The sequence below is a fragment of the Antarcticibacterium sp. 1MA-6-2 genome, from assembly GCF_021535135.1.
GTDB lineage: Bacteria > Bacteroidota > Bacteroidia > Flavobacteriales > Flavobacteriaceae > Gillisia.
Genome location: NZ_CP091036.1, coordinates 197,018 through 223,900, shown reverse-complemented (window position 1 = coordinate 223,900; position 26,883 = coordinate 197,018). Strand labels below are relative to the sequence as shown.

Genomic DNA, 26,883 nt, shown 5'->3' with positions numbered 1-26,883 from the left:
ATGGTTTAGAATCAGGGATAAAATTTTTGAAAATAATCCAGATGGCACCGTTTCTCACATTATTTGTAATGCCCAAAATATTCATGATCAAAAACTGGGAGAATTAAAGCAACTGGAAGAACATCGCAGGTATTTAAATGCACAGGAAATAGGCCACATTGGAAGTTATGAAAGAATTCTTCCCGGAAACACTTTCTTCTACTCCCCTGAACTTTACCGTATTTTAGGTCTTGAACCAAAAGATGAAGAAATTAGCCTGGAGGAATTTATATCTCATGTTCATCCAGATGACCGGAAAAAATACCTTAAAGCGATTGACCACATCTACGCCACCCGGGAGCCATTAGATATGGTGACAAGGGCCATAAGGCCAGATGGCAGTATAAGATATCTTCACCGCAGGGCAGCGATTTTAACAGATGATGCCGGGAATGCTGTGAAAGGTTATGGGACTGCACAGGATATTACCGATAGAATTGAAGCAGAAAGAGAGAAAAAGCGCCTGGAAAATCTTATGGAGGCCACAGAGCTTGTAGCAGGAACAGGAAGCTACGAGGTAGACCTTCGCACCAATAAAATACTTTTTTCAAATGGCCTTTTTAAGCTGTTTGGGTATGAACCGGGCGAGTTTGAACCTTCAGAGGAGTGGATAGATGAACATTCCCATCCTGATGATATCTCTTCTGTGAGACAAATTCTAATTGAAGCAATAAACCGGAAAAGCGGCTACACCTATACCCGACGTATTTTTAGAAAGGACGGGCAAATTCGTACTGTGGAATGCCAGGGGAAAATTCTTCTGGATGAGAATGGCAATCCTCTAAAATTTATTGGCCTTTTACAGGATATAACAAAACGTAAACAGGCGGAGAATAAAATAATAAGAAGTGAAAAACGCAGCCGTAACCTTTTGAGGGTACTGCAAAATGCTCCGGATTCTTACCTTGTCCTCACCCCTACTTTTTATATAGAAATGGCCAGTGATTCCTACCTGGAGAATACTAATACAAGCCGGGATGAAATTATAGGAAAGTATATATTCGACGTATTTCCGGATAACCCTGCCCTGCCAGATGCCAGCGGGGTAAAAAATATCAATGCTTCTTTACAATCTGTCCTTTCCACCAAAAAGCCCCACAGGATGGCGATCCAAAATTTCGATGTAAAGCGACGGGATGCGGGATTTGAGGAAAAATACTGGAGTCTTACGAACTCTCCTGTTTTAAATGCAGAGGGGGAAGTAGAATATATTATTCAAAGGATCCTTGACATTTCTGATGTTGTTTTAAAGAAACAGGCGACTGTAAAAGGCCTTGTAACCGAAGCTGAAATGCTGAAGACTTCCCTGGAGGAAATTAAACTCCAGGCTGATCAAATCCAGGAGACCAGGAGCTTGTTGCAATCAATTTTTGACGCATCACCTAATTCAATTGTTCTCTTTAATATTTTATATAATAAAGAAGGAAAGGCAGACGATTTTCAATTTGCCATGTTAAATGCATTTAATTTTGAGCAATTGAGTTTTCCTGAAGATCTTGTGGGAAAAAAGCTGAGCAGCCAATTTCCGAATGTAAGGAGCACCGGGGTTCTTGAGCAACTCAAAATAACTGCAGAAACCGATATTCCGGCAGATTTTGAAACCCTGTATGAAGGGGATGGACTGAATCATTATTTCAGGTTTAGGGCAAAAAAAGTAGAAAACAGGCTGGTTCTCACCAGTGAGGACATTACCGAAAGAAAAAAATCTGAAGAAACCATTCATCAAATGCTGAATGGTTCTATTGCGGCCATAACCCTTCTTCAATCTATTCGTAACGAGCAGGGAAAAATCATCGATTTTGAAATTAGAGGAGCAAACAAAGCTGCAGAAAATATTAATAACCTAACGGAAGAGCAATTAGTTGGAACGCGTCTTCTTGATTTATATCCCGGAGTATCGAAGGTATTTTTAGATACCTATATTGAGGTTGTGGAAACTGGTAAGGCCCTAAGAGTGCAAAAAAACTATACTCATGAACAGTTTGAGAACTGGTTTGATGTCTCGGCAGTAAAGAACGGAGATGGCATAATTTTAACCTACCACGACATTACCGAACAGAAGAACAGAGAGAAGGAACTGGTGGAGCTGAAAGAAGAACTTGCGAAAAAGGCTACTGATAAGTACAGGAAAATTATTAATTCCCTTGATGAAGGTTATTGCCTGGTTGAAATGATCTATGATGAGCAGGGGGATTGTGTAGATTACCGTTATGTTGAAACAAACCCTGTTTTTGAGGCACATTCTGGAATGTCTAATGTATTAGGCAAGACCGTAAAAGAACTTGTACCTAATATAGAACCGTTCTGGCTGGAATATTACAGCAAAGTTTCTAAAACAGGTGAATCTTTACGCTTTGATGACTATTCCCAGTCCCTGGAACGCTGGTTTGATGTTTACGCTTTCAGGCTTGACTCCCAACAGGAGCAACAGGTAGCAATAATATTTAAAGATGTTACCGAAAGAAAACAGGCAGAGGAGCGGCAAACTTTTCTTCTTAAATTAAATGACGCTCTAAGGCCATTGGCAGATCCTACTGAGATCCAGTATACCGCCATGCAGGTATTGGGTGCACATCTTGAAGCAAACCGGGCTTATTATGCTGAAGCAATGGAAGATCAGGACACTTTGCAGTCCCGGCCAGGTTACCTGGATGGAGTAGAACCCGCACCCCCTGAAGGGAAACTTACTGATTTTGACAAGGAAATCCGGAACATTCTTCTTGAAGGGCGCACTCTTGTACTGGACGATGTTTCAGAAGGATTAGACCTTACCGGGGAAATGCAGGCTGTTATTGATGAAGCTCAATTACGGGCCTGCATAGGAGTCCCGCTGGTAAAGAATGGTAAGTTGCTGGCAGTTGTAGGAGTTCACCAGGCTGTTCCCCGAAAATGGACTCCTGTAGAGGTTTCTCTTGTAGAGGAGGTATGTGAATATACCTGGGCGGCTGTAGAAAGGGCCAGGGCAGAAAATGCACTGAGGGAAAGTGAACAACGCTTCCGGGATCTGGTCGAGTCATCTGCCATTGCTGTTTGGGAAACCAATGGCGAAGGTTTTGTTGTACAGGACAGCCCCTCATGGAGAAAATTTACTGGCCAGACATTGGAGCAATGGTTGGGTACAGGATGGGCAAATGCAATACATCCTGAAGACAGGGAATATGCTGAAAAGAACTGGCGCGTAGCTGTAGAATCCCAACAAAAAATAGATGTAGAGTTTCGATTGAAAAACGGAAACAACAAATTCCGCTGGACCAATGTGAAAGGTACTCCTATTTTCGATTTTGAAGGGAAAGTAAAAAAATGGGCGGGAATGAACCTTGATATTCACGACCGAAAATTGACTGAAGAAGCTCTATTGAAAGCTAAAGAGGAGGCTGAAGCTGCTTCCAGAGCAAAGGAGGATTTTGTTTCTACAATGAGTCATGAAATACGTACTCCCCTTAACGCCGTTATAGGTCTCACTAATCTCTTGCTCGACAGCAATCCCAGGGAAGATCAAAAAGAAAACCTGAGCTCCCTTAGCTTCTCTGCACAAAATTTATTGTCGCTTATTAATGATATTCTTGACTTCAGCAAACTTGAAGTCGGGAAAGGAGAAGTAGATCAAAATGAGTTTGATCTGTCCAAAATGATCTTAAGCCTACAACAATTATATAAGCCCCAGGCGAGAAACAATGGTACAATTTTAAAGGTTAAGATAGAGGAAAATATTCCCCAATACATTGTGACAGATCAACTTAAGTTGTCCCAAATCCTGCATAACCTGGTAAGCAACGCCGTAAAATTTACCCGGAATGGTTCTATTGACTTCGGAATTTCCATTGGTAAAAGGGAAAATGATTTATTGTGGCTGGATTTTTCTATTGAAGACACTGGAATTGGAGTTCCGGAGGAAAAGCTTTCCTACATATTTGAAAAATTTTCCCAGGCTGAAAGTTCCACGGTAAGACAATATGGTGGAACCGGGTTGGGACTTACAATAACTAAATTGCTTCTGGATTTGCTGGGAAGTGAAATAAAGGTAGAGAGCAGGGAAGGTAAAGGTTCCAGGTTCTACTTTAGCCTCCCCGTTAAAGAAGCCAAAATTCCAGCTTTAGAAGAGGAAATTAAAGTTCCGCAGGAGGAATTTTCAGATTTAAGCCATATTAAGCTTCTACTGGTGGAGGATGTGGAAATCAACCGGAATATACTCATCCAGTTCTTTAAAAATTGGTGGAACCTTATACCCGAGGAAGCAGTAAACGGAGAGAAAGCTGTTGAAATGGCACAACAAAATTCTTATGATTTTATTCTTATGGACGTGCGGATGCCAATAATGGATGGTTACGAAGCTACCAGGTTAATTCGGAAAATCAAGGGTTATGAAAATACTCCCATTCTTGCATTAACGGCCGATAAAAATCAGGAAGTGCAGCAAGTACAACATGCTACTCAATTTGACGATCTGCTTACAAAGCCTTTTGATCCGGCAAAATTGAAGAAAATCATTTTGTATCATCTCAATCTTAAAAGGACCAATGGAAATGCGAGGCCTAATTCTATAAATAACGAAATTAATAATATCCCTCCTTCCACTAAAAACCTGCCCACAGAAAAAGCTTTAAAAAGCCAGCATTACAGCGTAAAAAAATACCAAAGTTTAGCAGGAGAAAACCGGGAGGTATTTGAAAAATTAATAAACACTTCCATCAAAGCTATTCAACTTTACAAACAGGAATTTAGCACTGCAGCTAAAGCGGGAGATGTAGAAGCTATTTCTAATTTGATCCACAAAAATACTATTACATTACACTATATCGAGGCAAAAGTATTAGAGAAATGGATCCCGGCGTATCGGGACAAGCTCAAAGCTTCAGAAACAAAAACAATGGACAATCAGGAATTGAATGATATTTTAGCTGAATTTGATGTAGTAACATCAGGTTTAGAAGATTTTATTAGCAGGGAATAAAAAAATTTGCGCAAATTTATTATTCAAAAGTTCCACGAAAATAAAAGCAGAATCAAAGAGGCTGTAATATATTATTTGAAAAGTACAGAAAATGGCTTTTTTAAATATTATCAGTACTTTCAGGTAAGTTAAATCTAAACCAGAAGTCATGAAAACCGATGAGAAGCATAATCAACGTATGGCAAATATGACTTTTGCTTCTGTCTATCCTCATTACGTTACCAAAATTGAAAAAAAGGGCAGGACAAAAGAAGAATTGCACCAGGTCATAAAATGGCTAATAGGTTTTGATGATAAACAACTACAGGAAATCATAGCGGAAAAGCTGAGCTTTGAAACATTCTTTCAAAGGGCAAATCTTAATCCAAATGCCCGTCTAATTACGGGGGTGATTTGTGGGTACAGGGTTGAGGAAATTGACAATCCTCTCACACAACAGGTACGATATTTAGATAAATTGGTTGACGAATTGGCTAAAGGAAAAAAGATGGAGAAGATCCTGCGTGGCTCCTCTAATTAGAAATTAGCATCTGCTTTGGGAAAAAAATTAGGACTACTTCCTAAACTCTTTATTTTCCCACTCTACCTCATCTTTTTTAAATTTTCGCATTTCTTTTAGGATACATTATGATTTACTAAAGACTTTTCTTTCTCCTGAACTTTACATTTGAGGTATGATAAAACTAATAAAATTACGGGATCAATTTTTCAGGAATTTTAAAAATGAGTATCCGGAAAGTGAATTAGAGTCCATGTTCGAACTGCTCGTTGATAAATATTTAAACGTTCCGGCTGACCCTGACGAGCAGAAAAATGTTGTTCTTGAGGATTTCCAACAGCAGGAATTTGAGGATGCCCTGGAACGTCTTAAAAACAATGAGCCCATTCAATATATATTGGGGGAAGCCGATTTTTGTGGCAGGACCTTTAAGGTAAATCCTAATGTTCACATACCTCGTGAGGAAACTGAAACCCTGGTAAATTGGGTAAAAGAAGATTTTATGAGATTACAACAGGATAAAGGTTCAAACCTTACTATGTTGGATATAGGAACTTAGGTTGCGGACTTTTACCTGTCACTTTTGGAAAAGAAATACTGAGTAGAAGTTACTGCCGTCGATCTTTCAGGTGAGGCCCTGGAAATTGCACGGGAAAATGCTTCTTTAAATCACATTGATGTAGAATTTATCCAGGAAGATATTTTCAAGTGGGAAAAACTACCAAAACAATTTGATATCATTGTGTCCAATCCGCCATATGTCTCTGAAAACTCGAAAGATGATGATCAGGGAAAAAATCTGGATCGTGAACCACCTAGGTTGCCTTATATGTCAAAGGAAAAGATCCAATGATCTTTAACCGTAAAATTGCGGAACTGGCCAAAGAAGGATTATCTCCCCAGGGAGTGGTTTACGTGGAAATTAATAAAAATCATCATAAAGAAACTGCTAAAGTTTTTGCAGAAAACGGATTTAAAACCGAGATAAGAAAAGATATTTTTGGAAACAACAGGGCTATAAAAGCTTATAGATAATTATTAATGACCCTCCTTTTGAAGATTACGGTATAACAACTAAAAAAAGCACGGGTTTTTATACCCGGGTATTTGGTCATTTTTATTTCAGTGGGAGTTAAGAGATTCAACATGAATTTTTTCCATTATCCCCTGTAATTAAAATCTATAAAAATTACCCGAACTGTTATTTGAAGGAACAGCTAAAACATGTTCAGAAGATTGATCCTGTTTTCTTCCTTTTTAGGCTGAGGGATATGATTTATGGGGGAAAGCAAATTAATAAGTAGTAATCGAATTGAAACTATTGATGTTTTGCGGGGATTTGCCCTGGCAGGCATCCTTTACGCTCATATGATAATCTGGTATACTGGTGCTTCATTACCCCGTGAAGTATATTTCAGCTATCTCAGTACAGCAGACTATGTAGCATTTGCAATTTTTGGGGCTCTTGTCTTTGGAAAATTCTATTCAGTGTTTTCATTTTTATTTGGGTTAGGATTTTACCTCCATTTCCGAAGAAAAAAATCTGAATCGGGTTATGTTAGAGTTTATGCCTGGCGACTGTTCCTGCTTTTCATTATTGGAATTATCCATCACACGATTTGGCGGGGGGATATTTTGGCCATTTATGCAGTCCTGGGAATTATCCTAATTGCCTTTAGAAGACTGCCTGTCAATACTTTAATTGTAATTGCTTTGGTTTTGATAACAAATCTGCCAAACCATCTTTATGATGCAATTGTAACTGAGAATACTACCCCGAACATGTCACTTCCCATGGAAGCCAAAGCTGAAAGCTATAATTTGCTGGTGGATAAGGGAAGCTTTTTAGATAATATAACAGGGAACCTGAATTCCTGGTAAGCCAAGATAAGGTATCAACTGGAAAGCGGAAGGCTTCTAATGACCTTTGGTTACTTTCTCCTGGGCTTTTACGCGGGACGAAAGAAATTGTTTGAATCTATAGAAATAAATCTTGGAAAATTTTTACGCTGGAATAAATATACTAGGTTGGGTGATCGTTGGCCTGGTCCTGATTGCCTGGCTAATGCTTCTCATGGATTACGTTAGTCTTCCAAAAATAGATGTAGTGCCCAGTTTTAAGTGGATAGCAGCCTTTCTTTTTAGTATTTACAACTTTGCAGTTACCATCTTTTATATCACGGGAATAGCACTTCTCTATAGGAGAAAATTTTTTCATTCCTTTCTTAAACCTCTGGAGACGATGGGAAAAATGGCACTAACGAATTACCTTTTACAAACTGCATTCGGCCTGCTCCTTTTTTATAATTTCGGGTTTGATCTTTTTAATAAAAGCTCTCCTTCCTTAAATGTGCTAATGGCTATAGCTGTATTTTTTCTTCAGATCAAATTTAGTCAATGGTGGTTAAAGCGTTTTCATCAGGGACCTGTGGAGTGGTTTTGGAGATCACTTACTTACTTCAAATTTTCAGAAAATCGGAAAAAAATTGAGACCCTTCCAAAGTAGTTTAATAAGGGATTTGACTGGGCCTGATCGAAATCCAGATAAAAAACCGGGAAAAAGATCAGGACCTTTCCCCGGTTTTCCGGCTAATATTTAAACTTTACATAGATAGGCTTAATATCCTAATAGGAAATCTGAACAACCTCAGCCTGTCCCGGGATAAGAGCATTGCGGGTAGCCCAAAGAGTTCCGTTTTTGTCAATTGTTATTGCTGTTAATAATGGGATGCCAGTGGCTATTACTTCACATTGAAGAGTTTCAGGATTACAAACCTTGATCCTTCCTCCTACTCCAAGGCCTTCTTCCGCCGCTAACCAACCATTAGCATCCATTTCAGCCACGTATAACATTCCGTCTTTGCCAAAATCCATATCGATAATGGAGGTAAAACCACCATCAAATGCCTTCATACAATCAGGACTTGAACCGCACATAGCTCCTGTAGCATCAGGAGAAATTTTCCAGATGTTTGATTCCCCGATTGGAGCAGGAAAACCTTTAAGCTCTCCTACATAATAGTAGCCATCTGGTCCCATAACAACTGAAGTGGGAATCGCTGCGCAGGCAACATAGGCGGCAAACCACAAACATCAGGCGGACTAAGCAGGACAACCTACAAGATCTTTAATGTACTGGGTTGAAACCAGTTCAACAGGAAATACAGCTACAACTTCAATGTTCCCTTTTTGGTCTACACGAAGAAGGTCATTTCCTCCTGAATCTATTACAAGAGCTTCATTACCATTAAGAGCCAAAACTGCGTAGGGATTTGAATTAATATCCTGACCATCGGGATTGTAGTGCTCTTCAAATTCAAATAAGTTGGCTACCATTACTGTGCGGTTCTTTTGAACCCTATACAGTGCCTGTCCGTTATTTTCTTCGCCTGGTCCATTTGGTCCAACAGTAGCCCACATCAAGCCTCTTCCCACAGTTGATACCGAAGTAACTCCCGGGAGGGCTGCTTCCAGTTTTCCATAAAGAGTAGTAATTCCTACAGAGGCATCTGCAACAAGAATATCATTGTTGGGTGCTGTGTAAAGATCAAATAAAGGTCCTCCCGGTGAACTTTCTGAGTATTTCATAAAAGCGGGACCATCTTTGTAAGAGGCGTCCCGGACTTCAGGAACCTCTGCAGGTAATTTTTCATTTGAACATCCGGTCGCAAGCAGGACCAATAACAACAGAACTCCGGTAAAAGAATAATTCTTCATAATATTTCAATTTTTAAGTGGATAAATTCAAATAAAAATAGAATCAGGTAGGAGATTCTTCCAGGCAGAGGGGTAAGTAGGTGAGTACACTTGAGGCTTTGTGTAAACTACTGAAATATAGGGATGTAAATATAATATAATTCCTTAATGCAAAACTTAAAAAAGTGGTGACAGGAAGAAAAATTAACAATAGAAATAAAACATGAGTAAACTATCATACAAAAATCACCTAATTCTAAAGAAAAGGGACTGGTCGAAACCTATCCCTTTTAGATTTATCTGCGGAAGAGACAGATAAAGATCGGCATTTAAGTTTTAGAGCACTTTAATGTACAATTTTTTACCAGAATTTCCCACTTAAAATCTTAAGCTTCCTTATTATTAGGCGAAACCTGTCCACGAATTTCCCCTCCAGGATTTTGTGACGTATGCACGTTTATGTAAGCTCCTTCAGCCAGCATAATATTAATTAATTCGGCAAGAGTATAGCCTGTAATATCCTCATCTGTAATTTCCCCTTCAGCAAGGATTCCATTTGTTCTTCCTTCAATAGGTCCATTGTACAAGGTCACTGCAACGCCTCCGTTTGCCTAAGTTTCACCTATATGAATATGTGCAGCTGCAACATTTTCAATATTGGCGACAATTAACTTGTAGGAAAGGGTGCTACCATCTTTACTTAGCTTAAATATGGTTTGTCCTGTAGCTTCAGTATCTGCTTCCGGCACCTGCTGGTCTCCAGAGAGATGTGCTTTAAAACTTTGTACGTTCTTAAGATGAGCCTTTTGGCCATTTACTTCGGTTTGTAATTGCGCTTCCATTACTTCTGGTTCCATTGCTTCTTTCTCACAAGAGGTAAAAACAAAAAGAAAAGCGGCCAGGTAAAACATGTAATTTTTCATAAAATAATATTTAGTGGTTTATAATTACTATATCTACGTAGTCTATAGAGGTAGTTTTTGGACAATTACTAAAGTTTTCCCAAATCTAATAATGATCCTTCTTCAGAAGAGGAATTGACAAGAACAGCTACTGTCAATACTTTCTAACGGAAAAAATTAGAGGAAAAATAATCGTGGCAGGTTCTTCAATTCAGGAACAAAAAAACACCCCTTCAACAAGAGGTGTTTCACGTACGTTTCTAATAAAAATGATGCTGATATACGGAATATGCAGCTCCTGCTTATATTAATCTTCCTGTTCCACTGCATCAGCTTCCACTGCTTCTGTCATTTCGGAAACTTCAATCCTATCTTCGACTTCTTCCCCGGAAAAATATGGAAAAACATCCAGAATCGGAGATTCAGTAATAGAAGGAATGGTATAGTCGCCCATGGTGTTTTCCATAGCTTTAGTGGTATTTTCAAAAGCCTCTTTTACATCATTCGCCTGTACCAGTAAATAGACATTTGTTTTTCTTTCCTTCCCGCTCTCTTCATCAAGCGCGATAAGAGAAACTTTTGATTTAAACCAGCGATCGGAATATTCAAAGGGATGAACTTCAGAAAAGTTAGCAACTTTTATATTCGTGATCCTGAATTCTTCACTTGTATAAGCAGCCATTTCTTCGTTGATCCGTGCTTCTGCTTCAGTATAAGATACTGCGTCAAGTAAGTAGGTATCGGTAGTTACTTTTTGTTCTCCTGTTTCGTGTGTTTTTCTGTATTTCACCTTACATTCATACCAGGTTGCGCTCATATTATATTTTTTTGGGAGCCAAAAATATAATTTATAACAGCCACAAAAGATTATCCTGCCAATAGATATTCACAATTTTAATATTTCCTCCTGTTGGCGTAGTTCACCAGGGAAAGCATCACTAAGCACTTCGACCAAAACTCCCACTACACACACCAAAGCCGCCGGACTTTCGAGACCAAACAGACCTATGGCCACTGCAACAGATAGTTCAAAGAAATTACTGGCACCTATCATTGCTGCTTAAGTGCACAAACGGGATGAGAAAGATTCAAACCTTTACCTGCAAACCAGGTAATGAAAAAAATAAAATAGGTTTGAATGATGAGCGGGACAGCAATAAGAAAGATTATAAGAGGATTATTCAGAATGTTTTCCCCCTGAAAAGCAAACAGCAGCACCAAAGTAAGGAGCAGCGCAATAATACTTACAGGCTTGAACTTCGGAAGAAAATCAGATTTAAACCAATCTTCTCCGTGTCTTTTTATCAGCAATTTATTGGTTAGAATTCCGGCAATTAGTGGTACAACAACATATATTAAAATACTGAGGATAAGAGTTTCGTAGGGCACAACAACATCAGTAATCCCAAGCAACAATCCTACAATAGGTACAAAAGCAAAAAGAATGATAAGATCGTTTACCGATACCTGCATTAGGGTGTAATTTGGATCTCCATCTGTTAAGTAGGACCATACAAAAACCATAGCGGTACAGGGAGCTGCTCCCAGGATAATTGCACTAAGCGATATACTCTCCTGCCAATGAAGGTTCAATAAAAGCAGCAAAAATTTTAGTAAAAAAGATCCAGGCAAAAAATGCCATGGTGAACGGCTTCACCAGCCAATTCATAATTACTGTTAGCACAATGCCCTTTGGCTTTTGACCTATTTTTTTAATACTGCTGAAATCTATCTGCAACATCATAGGATAGATCATCATCCAGATTAACAAGGCAATAGGAATATTGACCTGGTATATTTCCCAGGTGCTCATTACTTCCATTGCATCACCTGCCACAGCTCCTATCGCTATTCCTCCGGCAATACACAATGCAACCCACAGACTTAAATATTTTTCGAAAAATGCTATTTTCTTTTTAGCCATTACTGCAGATTGATCTTAGAGAACACATAAAATAATTCTGACGCGATCTGCAGGCTTCGTTCCTTATATTTTTCAGCTTGTTCAGGAGTATTATCAAATTCTTTTGGATCATCATAAGTAATAGGAATTCTTTTTTCAGCACCCGGAATTAAAGGGCAAGCTTCGTCTGCCTGAGAACAGGTCATTATAGCTGCAAACTTACTTTCAGGGTTATAATGGTGATCAAAAGATTTGGAAAAACCTATAACAGGAAGTTCATTTGGTCCAAATTTAATGCTATAGACAGGATTTTGTGTTTCAGAAATTTTCTCCACCTGTAAGCCTGATTGTTCCAGTGTTTTTGCTGCCATAGGAAAGAGTGCAGTAGCTTCAGTTCCTCCCGAATAACAATGCACTCCCGGAATATTAAAGTAGGCTGAGATAACCTGCGCCCAGGTTTGAGAAAGGTGACTTCGCCGGGAATTATGGGTACAAATGAAATTTATGTTAACTAAGCTCCTGTTTTTCTACTTTTTGCTGAATATAATTAATAAGATCCTGTAGAACTTCTTTTCGGCTTTCCGAAATTTTGGAAGCTGAAAGTCCTTTTATTAGTTTATGTAATTCAGGAAACAATCTGTTAGTTGAATGATCCATATTGAGGTTTTTACAGGAATCTAGCAACAACCGGAATTTGGAGAGCAGGATATTTCAGATAATCTCTTTTTTGGTTTTTCCGTAGGAATACCGCAATTCTCCTTTGCAAGACAATCAGTTTTTGTTGTGGTAAGCTGAAAATTCTTACCGTCAAAATCAAGTCCGAATTTATTGATGGTTTCTCCCTGGTACTCAACTTCAATTTCCAGATCTTGAAGTCCCAGAATTTTTTCTGAAAGTTCAATTATGTGAGTTAATTTTTCAGGATGTAACCTGTGATTGTAATCATTGGAATCCCACAACTGAAAATTGGCTACTTCCTCTAATCTTACTGTTCCACCGCAATCAATAAAATGTTTGGATACTTTTCCCACTTCAGTAACGTGAAAATGACGTGGTACCAAAGATCCGTTTGGAAGTTGAAAAGCAATGGTCTCGAGTTCTCTTAAATGAGTTTTGATTTCTGAAAGTTTCATAGTATAAGTTTTTTATTATTAATTCAGCTAACAACAATCATTGTTATTGTTAAGGTTCTGATTGAAAAATTCTGTAAGTAGACCATTCATTTGTTTCCAGTTTTCCTGATCTATACAATAACACACCTTCACCCCTTCAATGGTGCCTTTTATTAATCCTACAGACTTCAACTCCTTTAAATGTTGAGAAATGGTGGGTTGTGCCAAACCTATTTCCATTGCAAGATCACCGCAAATACAGGACTCACTTTTCATAATCTGCTGTAGAATGGCTATACGCGCAGGATGTCCAAGCACTCTCGCAAGATTTGCTATCTCATTTTGTAACGGACTAAAAATTTCTGATTTCGTAATTCCCATTGCTTATTGTTATATAGCAATATTACGATAAATATTCTAAATGTTAATAGCTTGCTATAAATTATTTCTAAAACCAGTTTCCTTATTTCCTCCAATGCCAGCTTTTCGGGAAAGCACTTTTAAGTAAAGATGAGTTTTAATATCACTCGGTTCCTTTACTGCAAAGGCTTTTAATACGCACCTCTCTCAAGCTGAAGGTTGGGTAAGTCACTCACGGGTTTGTTCAGGTAAAAATACGCAGTTGCCTAAACCTCATCCCGCGGCTAAAAATTCTGCACTTTTCTTTTTTAAAAAGACTGAGTTTGGTATTAAATTCATATAAATATTCCGTATCTTATTAATATAGCTTTGTTACTAAATGCTGATGAAAAATTTTTATTACATCTTGCTTTTTATTGGTATCGCTCTCCTTATTTTTAATGCTGCCAGGTTAAGTTTTGATGATCTTAGCTGGGAGGAGAATTCAAATGCCTATCTGGGAATTATAGGACCTCTATTAATAATACTGGCAATGATCCTGGCCATTAGAAGTACAAAGAAGAAAAAAGCTCCCGAAGAAGATTCTAAAGGTAATCTCTATGGGAATGAGTAATATTCCCAAAAATTAATTTAGTTGACGAAAATTTTTCTCTTTTCTCTTAATTGATCAATCGTTAATCTCTGCGCAGTAACTACTGCAACAGCACGCGGAATTGCTACAGTTGATATTCCGTTTACGTAAGATGCAATTAAGGAGAATTCTTCAGCTAAATCGGCTCCTTCAAATCCCAGAATATCAGCATAAGTTACCTGTTCATTATAAGCCCGAAGAAAAAAATTGGCCAGAGGCATATAAGACCAGTGCCATTTTTCTTCAGAATAACCTGTCCTCCCCGATGCCTGGTTGTTGTAAACCTGGTAAAATCCAAATTTCCCAGCATTATTGATTAACCATTGATACTCAGCTATTCCTTTTTCAGAGGTGAAATAGGAGGATTCTACACTGTTAATGTCTATATCTGTTCCCCAGTGGTGTCTGGAGGTAGCTGGCATAGAACTAAACTCAAGAATTCTTTTTATGCGGTCCTGAGGAACGGTATCTGGTAAGCTCTGCCATTTCTTTTCCCAAATTATTTTCTGTTCCTCAAAACTGCGGGCTCCCGAAACGATCCTGAGGTCTAGGCCATCAAATTTTGCCGCGTCAGCCATCTTTATAAAAGCTTCATAAACTGTTGGATTGAGATAGACCTGTCTCAGGGAATGCTCCTTCCCCACTCTCATGAAGCGTGCGTCTTCACAATAATTAATTTTACCTGTAAGAAATTCTTTGTCAATATTTTTAAAAAATAGGCTCTGACCAAAGAGGTTCATATTGATTAATAGTAGTAAATAAATAAGGAGCCAGCTTTTCATTCTAAATTTTTCATTGAGATATACTAATTAGCTATGTATAATTCCTTTTTTGAAGAAACAAGTCTCACAAGTAATACTGTAAGTGGCCAGGTTTCAAAAATTGAAATTCTTAAATATTTCTGAAAACAATTATGTCTTTACTACTAATTTGAAATATATTAATTTCACTTCTATTGGATAGATAAATTTGAATTTTTCTAATTGATTTAAAATGAACTGAAAAAATCTAATTCTAATATGACAGGAGGAGTAACAAAAAGTATGGCTGAGTTTTAGTTCATCTTTAATCTGTTGAACAGGTTTCTCCACCCTGTGCAGAAATTAGGGTAGCACTTAAGGGTGAGAAAAACTTATGTACGGTTTATATTAATTTTCCTGTCTTAAGGAATGTCAATATTTACTTTCAAAATTACACCTTCTTTGGGGGCAAATCGAATGCAACAGCCTCATGTTCGAAATGATTTCTGTGGGACCCGTCGCAAAAAGGTTTGTTTGCTGAAAGGCCACAACGGCAAAGGGTAACCTGTTCCCGTCCTCCCAGGTTGTATTCATTTCCGTTCTTATCTACTATTTCGAAATCTCCTGCAATTATAAGAGAGCCATTATTGTTTACGGTAATTTTTGTTTTGGACATTTGTTTTTGTTTTAGGTTGCGAATCTACTTCAATTAGAATTCTTGTTCTGAAGAAATATAAAGAAAATCTTACAGACATTGTAACCTTGCTATATAATAACAAACTGTTTTCAAAACTAGAAGTTTACTTCCCGACAGAATTATAAAATTTTCTTTAAAGGATCTCTACAAGATCACTTTCCCCAATACTTTCTTTAATTATCATAAAATCAATGGTTTTGTTTAACCTCTTAAAAATCCTGAATTTTTTATTATAGGATTAAATATTATAAAAAAATCTAATAGAAGTAGTAGCTGCCACTCTTTTTCTAATCTCTTTTCTTCTTAAACAGGAATTTGCATCGTTCCACAAGGGTTAAACTAGGTTAATAAGGGAATTCCCCTACTAGTGCTCCCCCACCACAAGGGTATCTTTATAATTCTTCATAGCCTATTGATCTTGCTTGGTTAAAGCATCCCATCAATTATTATGAATCAAAACCGTAATTATTAACCATTTTATATAAATCTAAATTAAAACTTATGAAGAAATTTAAACTCAGTATTAGCTTCCTGGCCGCTTTTGCCCTCCTTTTTACATCCTGTAGTAAGGAAGAAGCTGTAAATACAAATTCGAATCCCGATATGGCTACCTTAAGTTTTGGAGCCCTTCTTACAGATCTTGCTACCAATCGTGCGGCTAACAAAGCCCATACAAGTTTTCTTGACGGTGTCCCGGAATGTTCCGACGAAGCTGCTGCTTATGTTGAAATAGTACTTTCTATGGACGGCAATGATATTGTGGGAACACAGGATGAGCCGTATCGCGTAAATCTTGCCGATGGCCAGATTTTTACAGTAGAAGATGCAAATCTTGAATTGATGCCCGGGAATTATTCTCTGGACTATTTTGCAGTGCATGGAGCTTCAGGAAATATGATCTGGCTTGCGCCCTGGGGCAATGGAAACGATCTTTCCTCCTTTGTTGATCAGTCACTCCCTATGGCCATCGACCTTAGAGCGGGAGTTAAGAAATACGTAGAAGTAGATGTTCTATGTTATGATGACCGTATGGTTAACCAGTATGGATATCTTTTCTTTGAAATAGACCAAAATGAAGCTATTGAACTTTGCATATTTGGTAACTATTGTGATGAGTCCGGAAGACATTATGCTGCAGAATATACAGTAGATGTATGGAGCTATTCCAATGGTGAAAAAGGAGATCAAATGTACAACGACGTACCAAGTACAGTAACTATGAATGACGCCGGAGATTATGCCGGAAGTCCTGTATGTTTTGCTTTACCTGATACAGATGGAATGGATGAATACTATTTTGAGATCACTCTGAGAAATTCTGATGCTTATGATGACATACAAGAGCATATCGTTCGTGCAGGTGTAATTACAGATGGTGATGTTAGAGATTTAATGGACGGTGATGACAATGTTGATTATTACCACTTTAGAGCAGGTAACTGTGGAGACATGGGAGATACTCCTGATCTTTTAGAAGCAGATATTTATAGCAGCTGGTTATCTTCTTTAAATGATAGCGGTGTTTGGGGACACGCAAGTCTTATCCAAATGGATAATAAATTAACCGTTAAAGTTTGGGCAGATGGATTAACTCCCAGTATGGTACATCCACAACATATCCACGGTCTTGAAAGTGATGAGAATGGAACCTGTCCTCCATCACCCGGTGAAACAGGATTTATGGCTGCCGATACCAATGGTAACGGAGTAATAGAACTTGGGGAAGGTGCACCATTTTACGGACCTGTATTACTTTCTCTTTATAATCCTATTGATGAATTTCCCGTTGCTAACGCTGATGGAGAACTTTATTATGAAAGAACATTTACTTTAGGAGAAACAGAGTTTGAGGAAGAAGGAGCAGTACCAACATGGGAAGAACTTGCACCTCTTGTTAACAGAACTATTGTTCTTCACGGAATGAACTTCGAAGGTAATTATATTGCTACATTACCTGTAGCTTGTGGACAAATCCAATGGGTTTATAACGCGCAATAATTTTTGTTGATAATCCCGGAATGGATAAGGTTAGGTTGAAGAGGCTGCCTTTAAGTGGAAGTACAAAAACTGAATTCTCAGTATTGTAATTCTCTTAGGCAGCCTCTTCTTTTTTTATCCTGCCAAGTCATTAAGTGATATTACTTTTAAATAAGTTTACCATTTTTTAATAACACGATTTTTACGCCATATTTTATAACCTACGGGCAGCAAATCCCTTCCACCCCTGTCTCTGATCTCTCCTACCCGGCAAATTCATTATTAGTTTATCTTCTTTAAATGGATGATCTGTATCAAATCAAAGGCAGTTTTAAATTTTTTATGAAATAAATAAAGAATAAGAAATTATGAATATCACAACTCGTGAGAAAATATCTTCAGCTTTTTAAATAAATAGATTTGAAATGCCCTGGTAAATTGTTATTTTGCAAGGTATATCTCTATTTAGAACCCAATGACTGAAATAAAAAGACTTTTTGATTTCCCATATTATCAACTGGAAAATCACCCCCTGGAAAAGGCTCTGGTAACCAAGTATAATGGCAGCTGGCAATCTTTATCTACCAAAGAATACATAGACAGGGCTAATGCCATGAGCAGGGGTTTACTTCGGCTGGGGGTTTTACCTGGTGAAAAAATTGCTGTCATTTCCTCCTCCAACAGGACAGAGTGGAATATTGTAGACATAGGGGTTCTCCAGCTGGGAGCTCAAAATGTCCCTATTTATCCCACCATTTCTGAAGAAGATTATGAATATGTGATCAATCACAGTGAAGCCACTTACTGCTTTGTTTCAGATACTGAAGTTCTGGAGAAATTAAACGCCATAAAACACAATACAAAACTCAAGGAAGTTTATAGTTTTGATGAAATAGTAGGATGTAAAAATTGGACAGAGGTCTTGCAGTTAGGTGAAGACAAAACTAACCAGGATGAAGTAGAGCAATTAAAAAAGCAGGTGAAGCCAGATGATCTCGCTACTCTTATATATACCTCTGGAACTACTTAAGCAGGCCAAAAGGAGTCATGCTGTCACACTATAATATTGTTAGCAATGTTCTTGGAAGTGCTCCCCGGGTCCCGTTTGAATTTGGCACCTACACTGCCTTAAGTTTTCTCCCGGTATGCCATATTTTCGAAAGGATGATCCTGTACTTATACCAATATTACAGCGTCTCCATCTACTTTGCAGAATCTATTGATAAAATAAGTGAAAATTTAAAAGAAGTAAAACCTCATGTTATTACCGCGGTTCCGAGATTACTTGAAAAAGTGTACGACAAAATCATTGCTAAAGGATCTACTGTTGGCGGAGTTAAACAAAAATTGTTTTTCTGGGCTGTGGAGCTGGGACTTCAATATGAACCATATGGCGCCAATGGTTGGTGGTATGAAACAAAACTTGGCCTTGCCAGAAAGATCATATTTTCGAAATGGAAAGAAGGTCTTGGAGGTAATATAGAATTAATAGTTTCAGGAAGTGCAGCCCTGCAACCAAGATTAGCGAGAGTTTTGCAGCCGCCGAAATTCCTGTGATGGAAGGCTATGGTTTAACCGAAACTTCTCCGGTTATTGCTGTTAACGATCAAAGAAACCACGGATTTAAAATAGGAACCGTAGGAAAAGTTATTGATAAAGTCGAGGTAAAAATTGCTGAAGACGGGGAAATCCTTACAAAAGGACCAAATCTTATGTTAGGCTATTATAAAGAGCCCGATAAAACCAATGAAGCAATTGATGAGGAGGGTTATTTCCATACGGGAGACATAGGCGAAATAGACAGTGAAGGTTTCCTTAAAATTACCGACCGAAAAAAAGAAATGTTTAAGACATCTGGCGGAAAATATGTGGCTCCTCAAATTATAGAAAATACAATGAAACAATCCCGCTTCATTGAACAGATCATGGTAATTGGAGAAGGAGAAAAAATGCTTAAGCAGCATTTATTCAGCCAAATTTCGAATTTGTTCAGGAATGGGCAAACCGAAAAAATTTAAATATTGGAAACTCTCCTGCAGAAATGATCAAACATCCTGAAGTAGTTTCCCGTATTCAGGAAGAAGTAGATTTTTACAACGCTAAATTTGGCCACTGGGAAAAAGTGAAAAAATTTGAACTTACTCCTGATGTTTGGAGTATTGAAGGAGAACATTTAACTCCTACGATGAAGCTGAAACGAAGAAACATCAAGAAGTTGTACGAGAATCTCTACAACAATATCTATGAAAAATAAGATCTTGAATGGCTTTCTATTCTGAAAGCCATTTTTAATTTAAACTTTATTATGAATACATATATACCATCTGAAAACAGATATGAAAAAATGCAATATCGCCGCTGTGGCCGAAGCGGAATCGACCTGCCACTACTTTCACTGGGGCTGTGGCATAACTTTGGCGATGTAGATGATTTTGAAAATTCCCGTAAGCTGCTAAGGACTGCATTTGATAATGGGATAACACACTTTGACCTGGCAAATAATTACGGACCTCCTTATGGCTCTGCTGAAAGAAATTTTGGAAAGATCTTTTCTGAAGATTTCAAAGTTTACCGTGATGAACTTATAATTTCCACTAAAGCAGGATGGGATATGTGGCCGGGACCTTATGGAAATTTCGGATCCCGAAAATATCTTATTGCCAGCCTCGATCAATCCTTAAACAGGATGGGTCTGGAATATGTAGATATTTTTTACCACCACCTAAGCCTGATCCCGAAACTCCTCTGGAAGAAACAATGGGAGCTTTGGATCAAATCGTAAGACAGGGAAAAGCCTTATACGTAGGTGTCTCTCAATACTCAGCTGAAGACACTGCAAAAGCTGCGAAAATTCTGAAGGAACAGGGAACACCGTTTTTGATCCATCAGCCCCGATACAACATGTTGGACAGGTGGGTGGAAAATGGATTGATGGATACCCTGGAGCAGGAAGGTATTGGAAGCATAGTATTTTCTCCCTTGGAACAAGGTATTTTGACCTCTAAATATCTTCATGGAATTCCTGAAGATTCCAGGGCAGCAATAGAAGGAGGATACCTTGATAAATCCCAAATTACTCCTGAACTTGTCGGGAAAATGAAGAAACTGAATTCCATTGCCGAAAACCGAAATCAAAGTCTGGCCCAAATGGCTATTGCCTGGTTGCTTAAAGATTTACGGGTAACTTCTGTGCTCGTGGGCGCGAGCAAAGTTTCTCAATTACAGGACAACATTAATACTTTACAAAATCTGGAGTTTAATAAGGAGGAACTTCAGGAAATTGAAGAAATACTAAACAAATAGCTTTATTTAATTGGAGAGCCACGAATTCACTAATAATTTATTAGTGAATTCGTGGCTATATTATTAAGTAGGAAAGATCTACAGTGAATTTTTAATTTTTCTCTTTCACTCTTTTACTCTTTTACTCCTTAACTTTTTATTCCTGGCTTTAGCCTATATATACTTCCAGTAACTCGACATCTTCTGAAGATATGGTTACTTTCTTATTCTTTGCAGGAATTAATACTGTTTGTCCCTGTTGAATATTTTCTGTGTTCCTACCTGTTTCAATTTCAGCTTTACCGCTAACGCACATGTAGATCACAAATGAATCTATTTCAGAATAATCCTTCTCCACCTTACCTCTTATCTGTAAATAATTTGTGGTAAAATATTCGCACCTTGCGATATTCGAAGATTCATTTTCAGTTTTGGAATACTCCAGTTTAAAGTCGTCTTTTTTCTGAAAATCAATTGCATCCAGGGCTTCGGCTGTATGTAGATCTCTGCTTTTTCCCTGGGCATCTACCCTGTCCCAGTCATATATTCGATAGGTAATATCAGAGGTTTGCTGGATTTCGGCTAATAAAACTCCGGCTCCTATAGCGTGAACTTTTCCGGTATTAATAAAGAAGGAATCTCCTTTTTCCACCTTTTCAAAATTGAGCAATTTTGTAATTTCGCCTTTTTCAAGCCTTTGAAGATATTCATCTTTGGTTGTGGTGTTCTTAAAACCTACATTAATTTCAGCTCCTTCATCGGCCTGCATGATATACCACATTTCAGTTTTTCCAAAAGAGTTGTGCCTTTTTTTGGCAAGTTCATCATTGGGATGCAATTGTACCGATAATTCAGTTTTTGCATCAATATACTTTATAAGAAGTGGAAATTCTGCTCCAAAATTTTCGTAGACCTTTTCTCCCAGAAAGTCCCCTTTGTATTTCTCCAGTAACTCATTCAAAGTACTACCTTTCAAAGCACCATTTTCAACCACCGAAATATCATTTTGTACTCCTGAAATTTCCCAGCTTTCCCCCAGTTCATTACTGTTGGAATCTTTATTTAATACTTCTCTTAACTTACTACCACCCCAAATTTTTTCTTTTAAAACGGGGGTAAACTTCAATGGATAATCTAGCATTTTTCTTCTGAATTTTTTAGAGACCTAAAAGTAAAATAAAATATTTAGATGAGAGGAATATCCATCTTAGGTTTAAACATCATCAATACTTTCAGTTGATAAGCATTTTAAATATTTACTGTAATAGAAATACAGCTATTTCCTTAATTAATTGTAGTTGAAGAGGTTTTTAACCTCCTCTCCTGTTCTTCATTCTATGTTTTACCACATTCATTATAAGAATAAAAAATTTCCTTGGATTTATTATGCGTGCATAATAAATTTTGTTAACTTTACATTTCACCATTTTTTATATGAAGGAGAAGACAATTGATTATGTATTGCGGGCAACCTGGATTGCAGTTTCCAAAATGTACAATGAGGAAGCCGGAAAAGCAGGAAGCACTATGGCTACTGGTTTTGCTTTACTAAGTATTGATCCTGAAAAAGGAACCCCTTCGACTTCTTTAGGTCCCAAAATGGGAATGGAAGCCACCAGTCTTTCCCGAATTTTAAAAACCATGGAAGAGAAAGGTCTAATAATTAGAAAAAAGAATCCCAAAGATGGCCGGAGTGTCTTACTTCACCTTACAAAGTTCGGGCTGGAAATGCGTGACTTTTCAAAAAGTGTGGTATTGAGATTTGATGAGGCCGTGAAAGAAAATGTTCCTGAAGAAGATCTAAAAACATTCATTCGGGTTGCCAATACTATAACCGATTTAATTGGAAACAAAAAGATCTATGATAAAGATCTCAAATTAAATGACATCATTAATCCTGATTAAGCTAAAAACTCCTCAGGTTTTACACCTTTTTGCAATAGGAAAAAGGGGAAAATAATTTGCTAATTACTTCAGTGAGTTTCACCGAAGCTATTAAAACTATATAAAACATATGAAACGAAGAATTAACAAAGTTGCAGTAATTGGTTCCGGAATTATGGGAAGCGGTATTGCCTGCCATTTCGCCAATATTGGTGTGGAGGTACTCCTGCTGGATATTGTTCCAAGGGAATTAACCGAGCAGGAAAAGAAGAAAGGCCTAACGCTGGAAAGCAAACAGGTAAGGAATCGCCTGGTAAATCAATCTCTTCAAGACGCACTTAAATCAAAGCCATCTCCTATTTACCATAAAGACTTTGCAAGCAGGATTAAAACGGGGAATTTGGAGGATGATATTTCAAAAGTTTCTGAAGTTGACTGGATTATCGAAGTCGTTGTTGAACGTCTTGATATTAAAAAACAGGTTTTTGATAATCTGGAAAAACACCGAAAAGAAGGTACTCTTATAACTTCTAATACCTCCGGAATTCCAATTCAATTGATGAATGAAGGCCGTAGTGAAGATTTCAGAAAGCACTTCTGCGGAACACATTTCTTTAATCCTCCAAGATATTTAAGGCTATTTGAAATTATTCCGGGACCCGATACTTCAGAAGAAGTACTGGAATTCCTGAATGAGTATGGAGAAAAATTCCTGGGTAAAACTTCTGTAGTTGCAAAAGATACTCCTGCTTTTATTGGGAACCGTATTGGAATTTTCAGCATTATGAGTTTGTTCCATATGGTGAAGGAAATGGATATGACGGTTGAAGAAGTTGACAAACTTACAGGACCAGTTATTGGAAGACCTAAATCGGCAACCTTTAGAACGGTTGATGTTGTAGGTCTTGACACCCTGGTGCACGTGGCGAATGGATTACATGAAGGCGTTCCAAATGATGAGCGACACGACCTGTTTAAATTACCCGACTTTATCCAGACCATGATGGATAAGAAGTGGTTGGGTAGTAAAACTAAGTCAGGGTTTTTATAAAAAAGAAAAGAAAAAAGATGGATCCAGTGAGATCCTAACTTTGGACTTAAATAGAATGGAATATCGCGAGGGTAAAAAAGCAAATTTTGCTACTCTCGAGCAAACGAAAACTATAGACAAAGTAGAAGATCGGTTTTCTGTTTTGGTAAAAGGAAATGACAAAGCAGGTGAATTTTACCGCAAGAACCTCTCTGCACTTTTTGCTTACGTTTCAAACCGAATTCCGGAAATAACAGATGAGCTTTATAAGATAGATGATGCTATGCGTGCTTAGGTTTTGGATGGGATCACGGGCCTTTCCAAATTTGGGATGCTGTAGGCGTAAAGAAGGGAATAGAAATGATGAAGGCCGAAGGTTATGAACCTGCAGCCTGGGTAAATGTAATGCTGGAAAGCGGTAGTGAAAGCTTCTATACAGTAAAAGACGGGAATTCCTATTATTACGATATTCCGCAGAAGAAACAGGTAAAAGTTCCGGGACAGGATGCTTTTATTATTCTGGACAACATCCGCGAATCAAAACAGGTTTTCAAAAACAGCGGAGTGGTAGTGGAAGATCTTGGCGACGGAATCCTCAATGTAGAGTTCCGAAGTAAAATGAATACCATTGGCGGCGATGTGCTGGACGGACTAAATAAAGCCCTGGATCTGGCTGAAAGAGATTACCAGGGATTGGTGGTGGCCAACAACGGCAAGAACTTTTCTGTAGGTGCCAACATCGGGATGATTTTTATGATGGCTGTTGAACAGGAATACGATGAGCTGAATATTGCCATTAAATATTTCCAGGACACGATGATGCGGATGCGTTATTCTTCCATTCCAACGGTAGCAGCACCACACGCAATGACACTGGGGGGCGGATGTGAACTTTCACTTCACGCCGATAAAGTTGTAGCCGCAGCCGAAACTTACATTGGTCTCGTGGAATTTGGCGTGGGAGTTATTCCCGGTGGAGGTGGTTCCAAGGAAATGACTGTGAGAGCAAGTGATACATACCAAAAAGATGATGTGGAATTGAACCGTCTTAGAGAACACTTCCTCACAATTGCAATGGCAAAAGTTTCAACTTCAGCCTATGAAGCTTACGACCTCAACATTCTTCAAAAAGGAAAAGATATAGTAGTTGTTAACCCAGACAGGCAATTGGCTATGGCAAAACAACACGCACTTCTCATGGCAGAAAACGGCTATACAAAACCAATACCTAGAACAGACATAAAAGTTTTAGGAAAACAGGCCCTTGGAACTTTTATGGTAGGAACAGACCAGATGGTAGCAGGTAATTACATCAGCGAACATGACAGAAAAATAGCCAATAAGCTGGCATACGTTATGTCCGGTGGAGATTTATCTGATGCAAGTTATGTGAGCGAACAATACCTACTTGATCTTGAAAGAGAAGCGTTTTTATCTCTCACAGGAGAAAGGAAGACGCTTGAAAGAATTGAGCACATGCTGAAGAAGGGAAAGCCGCTTAGGAATTAGACAGGAGATATAAGACATGAGATATTAGATTTGAGATTTCATCAACAAAAACGTAAAACTGTTAATATGCATAATTTTCAGGATTTAAAGATTTGGCAAAAAGCAATGGATGTTGCAGAACAGACCTATTTAATTTCTTCAGAATTTCCTAAAGAAGAAAAATATGGACTAACAAGTCAAATTAGAAGAAGCGCTATTTCAGTTCCTTCTAACATTGCCGAAGGAGCCGGAAGAAATACAGATGGTGAATTCCGCAACTTCCTGGGAATCGCAAGTGGATCTTCAAATGAATTATTTACACAATTAATTTTATCTCATCGCTTAAAGCTTATTCCAGAAGATAAAACACGACAATTATTAAAAGATTTGATTGAAGTTCAAAAGATGAATTATTCCCTAATCCAGAAGTTTAGCAAATAATACGTCTAATGTCTCACATCTCAAATCTAACATCTAAATACTAGAACAATGAACAGACAGGCATACATAGTAAAAGCATACAGAACCGCAGTGGGGAAAGCGCCTCGCGGAGTATTCAGGTTTAAGAGGCCGGATGAATTGGCGGCGGAAACTATTGAATATTTAATGAAGGATCTTCCGCAGCTGGATAAAAAGAGAATTGACGATGTTATGGTCGGTAATGCGATGCCGGAGGCGGAGCAGGGACTTAATATGGGTAGATTGATCTCTTTAATGGGATTAAAGATCGAAGATGTTCCAGGAGTTACGGTGAATAGATATTGTGCATCGGGAATTGAAACCATTGCCATGGCATCGGCCAAGATCCAGAGCGGAATGGCAGATTGCATTATAGCAGGAGGATCTGAAAGTATGAGCTATATTCCTATGGGAGGATACAAACCTGTTCCTAATTACAGCGTTGCGAAAGAAGGCCACGAAGACTATTATTGGGGAATGGGATTAACTGCGGAAGAAGTAGCAAAACGTTACAATATTTCCCGGGAAGACCAGGATGAATTCGCTTACAATTCCCACCAAAAGGCCTTAAAAGCTCTTAAGGAAGAGAGGTTCAAAGAACAAATAGTTCCTATTGAAGTGGAAGAAACATTTATAAATGCTGAAGGAAAAAAAGAAAAAAGGACTTACACAGTAACCGAAGACGAAGGTCCACGCGCCGATACATCTGTAGAAGCCCTGGCAAGATTACGACCTGTTTTTGCTGAAGGTGGAAGTGTCACCCTAAGTAACGCCTCTCAAATGAGTGACGGTGCAGCCTTTTTAATGGTGATGAGTGAAGAAATGGTGAAAGAGTTAAACCTTGAACCAATCGCACGCTTAGTCAGTTATGCCGTAGCGGGAGTAGATCCAAGGGTAATGGGAATAAGTCCGGTAATAGCAGTTCCAAAAGCATTGAAACGAGCAGGATTGAAAAAAGAAGACATGGAGCTTATCGAGCTTAATGAAGCTTTTGCTTCCCAGTCACTTGCCGTAATACGAGAAACGGGATTAAATCCGCAGCTGGTCAATGTGAACGGAGGAGCAATAGCGATGGGTCATCCCCTGGGATGTTCAGGAGCGAAACTCTCTGTACAGATCTTCGATGAAATGCGAAAACGCGGCCACCAAAATAAACATTGTCTCGTGACCATGTGCGTGGGAACAGGACAGGGAGCAGCTGGGGTTTATGAGTTTTTAAATTAGAATAACAGG

The 26,883-nt window shown here is 38.3% G+C and carries 18 protein-coding genes and 7 pseudogenes; 15 read left to right on the top strand and 10 right to left on the bottom strand.

Features of this window, described 5'->3' with window-relative positions; translation table 11 throughout:
* Nucleotides 1-10 precede the first annotated feature (10 nt).
* The 7 genes from LZ575_RS01020 to LZ575_RS00995 all read left to right on the top strand — a co-directional run bounded on the left by LZ575_RS01020 (nt 11) and on the right by LZ575_RS00995 (nt 7,995).
* A complete protein-coding gene (locus LZ575_RS01020; RefSeq protein WP_311196141.1) occupies nt 11-4,990 on the top strand; it encodes a PAS domain S-box protein in 4,980 nt (1,659 codons plus the stop codon).
* Between the two features lie 148 nt (nt 4,991-5,138).
* Nucleotides 5,139-5,510 (top strand): DUF2200 domain-containing protein, encoded by a 372-nt coding sequence (locus LZ575_RS01015; RefSeq protein ID WP_235327752.1) that lies wholly within the window; start codon nt 5,139-5,141, stop codon nt 5,508-5,510.
* 154 nt (nt 5,511-5,664) lie between these two features.
* A complete protein-coding gene (locus LZ575_RS01010) occupies nt 5,665-6,048 on the top strand; it encodes a hypothetical protein (protein WP_235327750.1) in 384 nt (127 codons plus the stop codon).
* Nucleotides 6,049-6,126: 78 nt separating this feature from the next.
* Complete coding sequence (locus LZ575_RS24150) at nt 6,127-6,342, top strand: Eco57I restriction-modification methylase domain-containing protein (protein WP_409187235.1); 216 nt, start codon at nt 6,127-6,129, stop codon at nt 6,340-6,342.
* Entirely contained in the window at nt 6,339-6,524 is a 186-nt protein-coding gene (locus LZ575_RS01005; protein WP_235327748.1) for a hypothetical protein, read from the top strand. The genes LZ575_RS24150 and LZ575_RS01005 overlap by 4 nt, the downstream gene beginning before the upstream one ends.
* Nucleotides 6,525-6,767: 243 nt before the next feature.
* Nucleotides 6,768-7,370: a DUF418 domain-containing protein gene (locus LZ575_RS01000; RefSeq protein ID WP_235327747.1), complete on the top strand. Its 603-nt coding sequence runs from the start codon at nt 6,768-6,770 to the stop codon at nt 7,368-7,370.
* 112 nt (nt 7,371-7,482) lie between these two features.
* Complete coding sequence (locus tag LZ575_RS00995; protein ID WP_235327745.1) at nt 7,483-7,995, top strand: DUF418 domain-containing protein; 513 nt, start codon at nt 7,483-7,485, stop codon at nt 7,993-7,995.
* A gap of 119 nt (nt 7,996-8,114) precedes the next feature.
* Here LZ575_RS00995 and LZ575_RS00990 read toward each other — a convergent pair.
* The 7 genes and pseudogenes from LZ575_RS00990 to LZ575_RS00955 all read right to left on the bottom strand — a co-directional run bounded on the left by LZ575_RS00990 (nt 8,115) and on the right by LZ575_RS00955 (nt 13,483).
* Nucleotides 8,115-8,909 (bottom strand): annotated as a pseudogene (locus LZ575_RS00990) (ScyD/ScyE family protein).
* Between the two features lie 662 nt (nt 8,910-9,571).
* Nucleotides 9,572-10,027 (bottom strand): annotated as a pseudogene (locus LZ575_RS00985) (CHRD domain-containing protein).
* Between the two features lie 367 nt (nt 10,028-10,394).
* Nucleotides 10,395-10,904: a DUF4494 domain-containing protein gene (locus tag LZ575_RS00980; RefSeq protein ID WP_235327743.1), complete on the bottom strand. Its 510-nt coding sequence runs from the start codon at nt 10,902-10,904 to the stop codon at nt 10,395-10,397.
* A 77-nt stretch (nt 10,905-10,981) separates the two neighbouring features.
* Nucleotides 10,982-12,011: pseudogene (arsB, locus tag LZ575_RS00970) on the bottom strand (ACR3 family arsenite efflux transporter).
* Nucleotides 12,011-12,647 (bottom strand): annotated as a pseudogene (locus LZ575_RS00965) (low molecular weight phosphatase family protein). The pseudogenes arsB and LZ575_RS00965 overlap by 1 nt, the downstream one beginning before the upstream one ends.
* A gap of 20 nt (nt 12,648-12,667) precedes the next feature.
* On the bottom strand, nt 12,668-13,123 hold the full coding sequence (locus LZ575_RS00960; protein ID WP_235327739.1) for a DUF6428 family protein: 456 nt from the start codon (nt 13,121-13,123) through the stop codon (nt 12,668-12,670).
* Nucleotides 13,124-13,150: 27 nt separating this feature from the next.
* The gene (locus LZ575_RS00955) at nt 13,151-13,483 is read right to left on the bottom strand and encodes a helix-turn-helix transcriptional regulator (protein ID WP_235327737.1); all 333 of its coding nucleotides are present in this window, start codon (nt 13,481-13,483) and stop codon (nt 13,151-13,153) included.
* A 364-nt stretch (nt 13,484-13,847) separates the two neighbouring features.
* Here LZ575_RS00955 and LZ575_RS00950 point away from each other — a divergent pair, with 364 nt between their 5' ends.
* Complete coding sequence (locus tag LZ575_RS00950; protein WP_235327735.1) at nt 13,848-14,075, top strand: hypothetical protein; 228 nt, start codon at nt 13,848-13,850, stop codon at nt 14,073-14,075.
* Nucleotides 14,076-14,092: 17 nt separating this feature from the next.
* On the opposite strand, the gene LZ575_RS00945 is transcribed toward LZ575_RS00950, so the two are convergent.
* Both LZ575_RS00945 and LZ575_RS00940 read right to left on the bottom strand, forming a co-directional pair.
* The gene (locus LZ575_RS00945) at nt 14,093-14,875 is read right to left on the bottom strand and encodes a M15 family metallopeptidase (RefSeq protein ID WP_235327733.1); all 783 of its coding nucleotides are present in this window, start codon (nt 14,873-14,875) and stop codon (nt 14,093-14,095) included.
* A 409-nt stretch (nt 14,876-15,284) separates the two neighbouring features.
* The gene (locus tag LZ575_RS00940; protein WP_235327731.1) at nt 15,285-15,509 is read right to left on the bottom strand and encodes a CDGSH iron-sulfur domain-containing protein; all 225 of its coding nucleotides are present in this window, start codon (nt 15,507-15,509) and stop codon (nt 15,285-15,287) included.
* Between the two features lie 522 nt (nt 15,510-16,031).
* Between LZ575_RS00940 and LZ575_RS00935 the strand changes: the two genes are divergently transcribed.
* From LZ575_RS00935 to mgrA, 3 genes and pseudogenes are all read left to right on the top strand, one after another.
* Nucleotides 16,032-17,528, top strand: a complete 1,497-nt coding sequence (locus tag LZ575_RS00935; RefSeq protein WP_235327729.1) for a hypothetical protein — start codon at nt 16,032-16,034, stop codon at nt 17,526-17,528.
* A gap of 454 nt (nt 17,529-17,982) precedes the next feature.
* Nucleotides 17,983-19,761 (top strand): annotated as a pseudogene (locus LZ575_RS00930) (AMP-dependent synthetase/ligase).
* A 51-nt stretch (nt 19,762-19,812) separates the two neighbouring features.
* Nucleotides 19,813-20,810 (top strand): annotated as a pseudogene (gene mgrA / locus LZ575_RS00925) (L-glyceraldehyde 3-phosphate reductase).
* Nucleotides 20,811-20,958: 148 nt separating this feature from the next.
* Here mgrA and LZ575_RS00920 read toward each other — a convergent pair.
* On the bottom strand, nt 20,959-21,930 hold the full coding sequence (locus LZ575_RS00920) for a type I phosphomannose isomerase catalytic subunit (RefSeq protein ID WP_235327727.1): 972 nt from the start codon (nt 21,928-21,930) through the stop codon (nt 20,959-20,961).
* A 293-nt stretch (nt 21,931-22,223) separates the two neighbouring features.
* Here LZ575_RS00920 and LZ575_RS00915 point away from each other — a divergent pair, with 293 nt between their 5' ends.
* The 4 genes and pseudogenes from LZ575_RS00915 to LZ575_RS00900 all read left to right on the top strand — a co-directional run bounded on the left by LZ575_RS00915 (nt 22,224) and on the right by LZ575_RS00900 (nt 26,874).
* Nucleotides 22,224-22,694, top strand: coding sequence for a MarR family winged helix-turn-helix transcriptional regulator (locus tag LZ575_RS00915; protein ID WP_235327725.1), 471 nt, complete (start codon nt 22,224-22,226; stop codon nt 22,692-22,694).
* A gap of 109 nt (nt 22,695-22,803) precedes the next feature.
* A pseudogene (locus tag LZ575_RS00910) lies at nt 22,804-25,212 on the top strand (3-hydroxyacyl-CoA dehydrogenase NAD-binding domain-containing protein).
* A gap of 66 nt (nt 25,213-25,278) precedes the next feature.
* Nucleotides 25,279-25,632 carry a four helix bundle protein gene (locus tag LZ575_RS00905; RefSeq protein WP_235327723.1) on the top strand — a complete coding sequence of 118 codons (354 nt, stop codon included), beginning with the start codon at nt 25,279-25,281 and terminating at the stop codon, nt 25,630-25,632.
* Between the two features lie 48 nt (nt 25,633-25,680).
* Nucleotides 25,681-26,874, top strand: coding sequence for an acetyl-CoA C-acyltransferase (locus LZ575_RS00900; RefSeq protein WP_235327721.1), 1,194 nt, complete (start codon nt 25,681-25,683; stop codon nt 26,872-26,874).
* Nucleotides 26,875-26,883 lie beyond the last annotated feature (9 nt).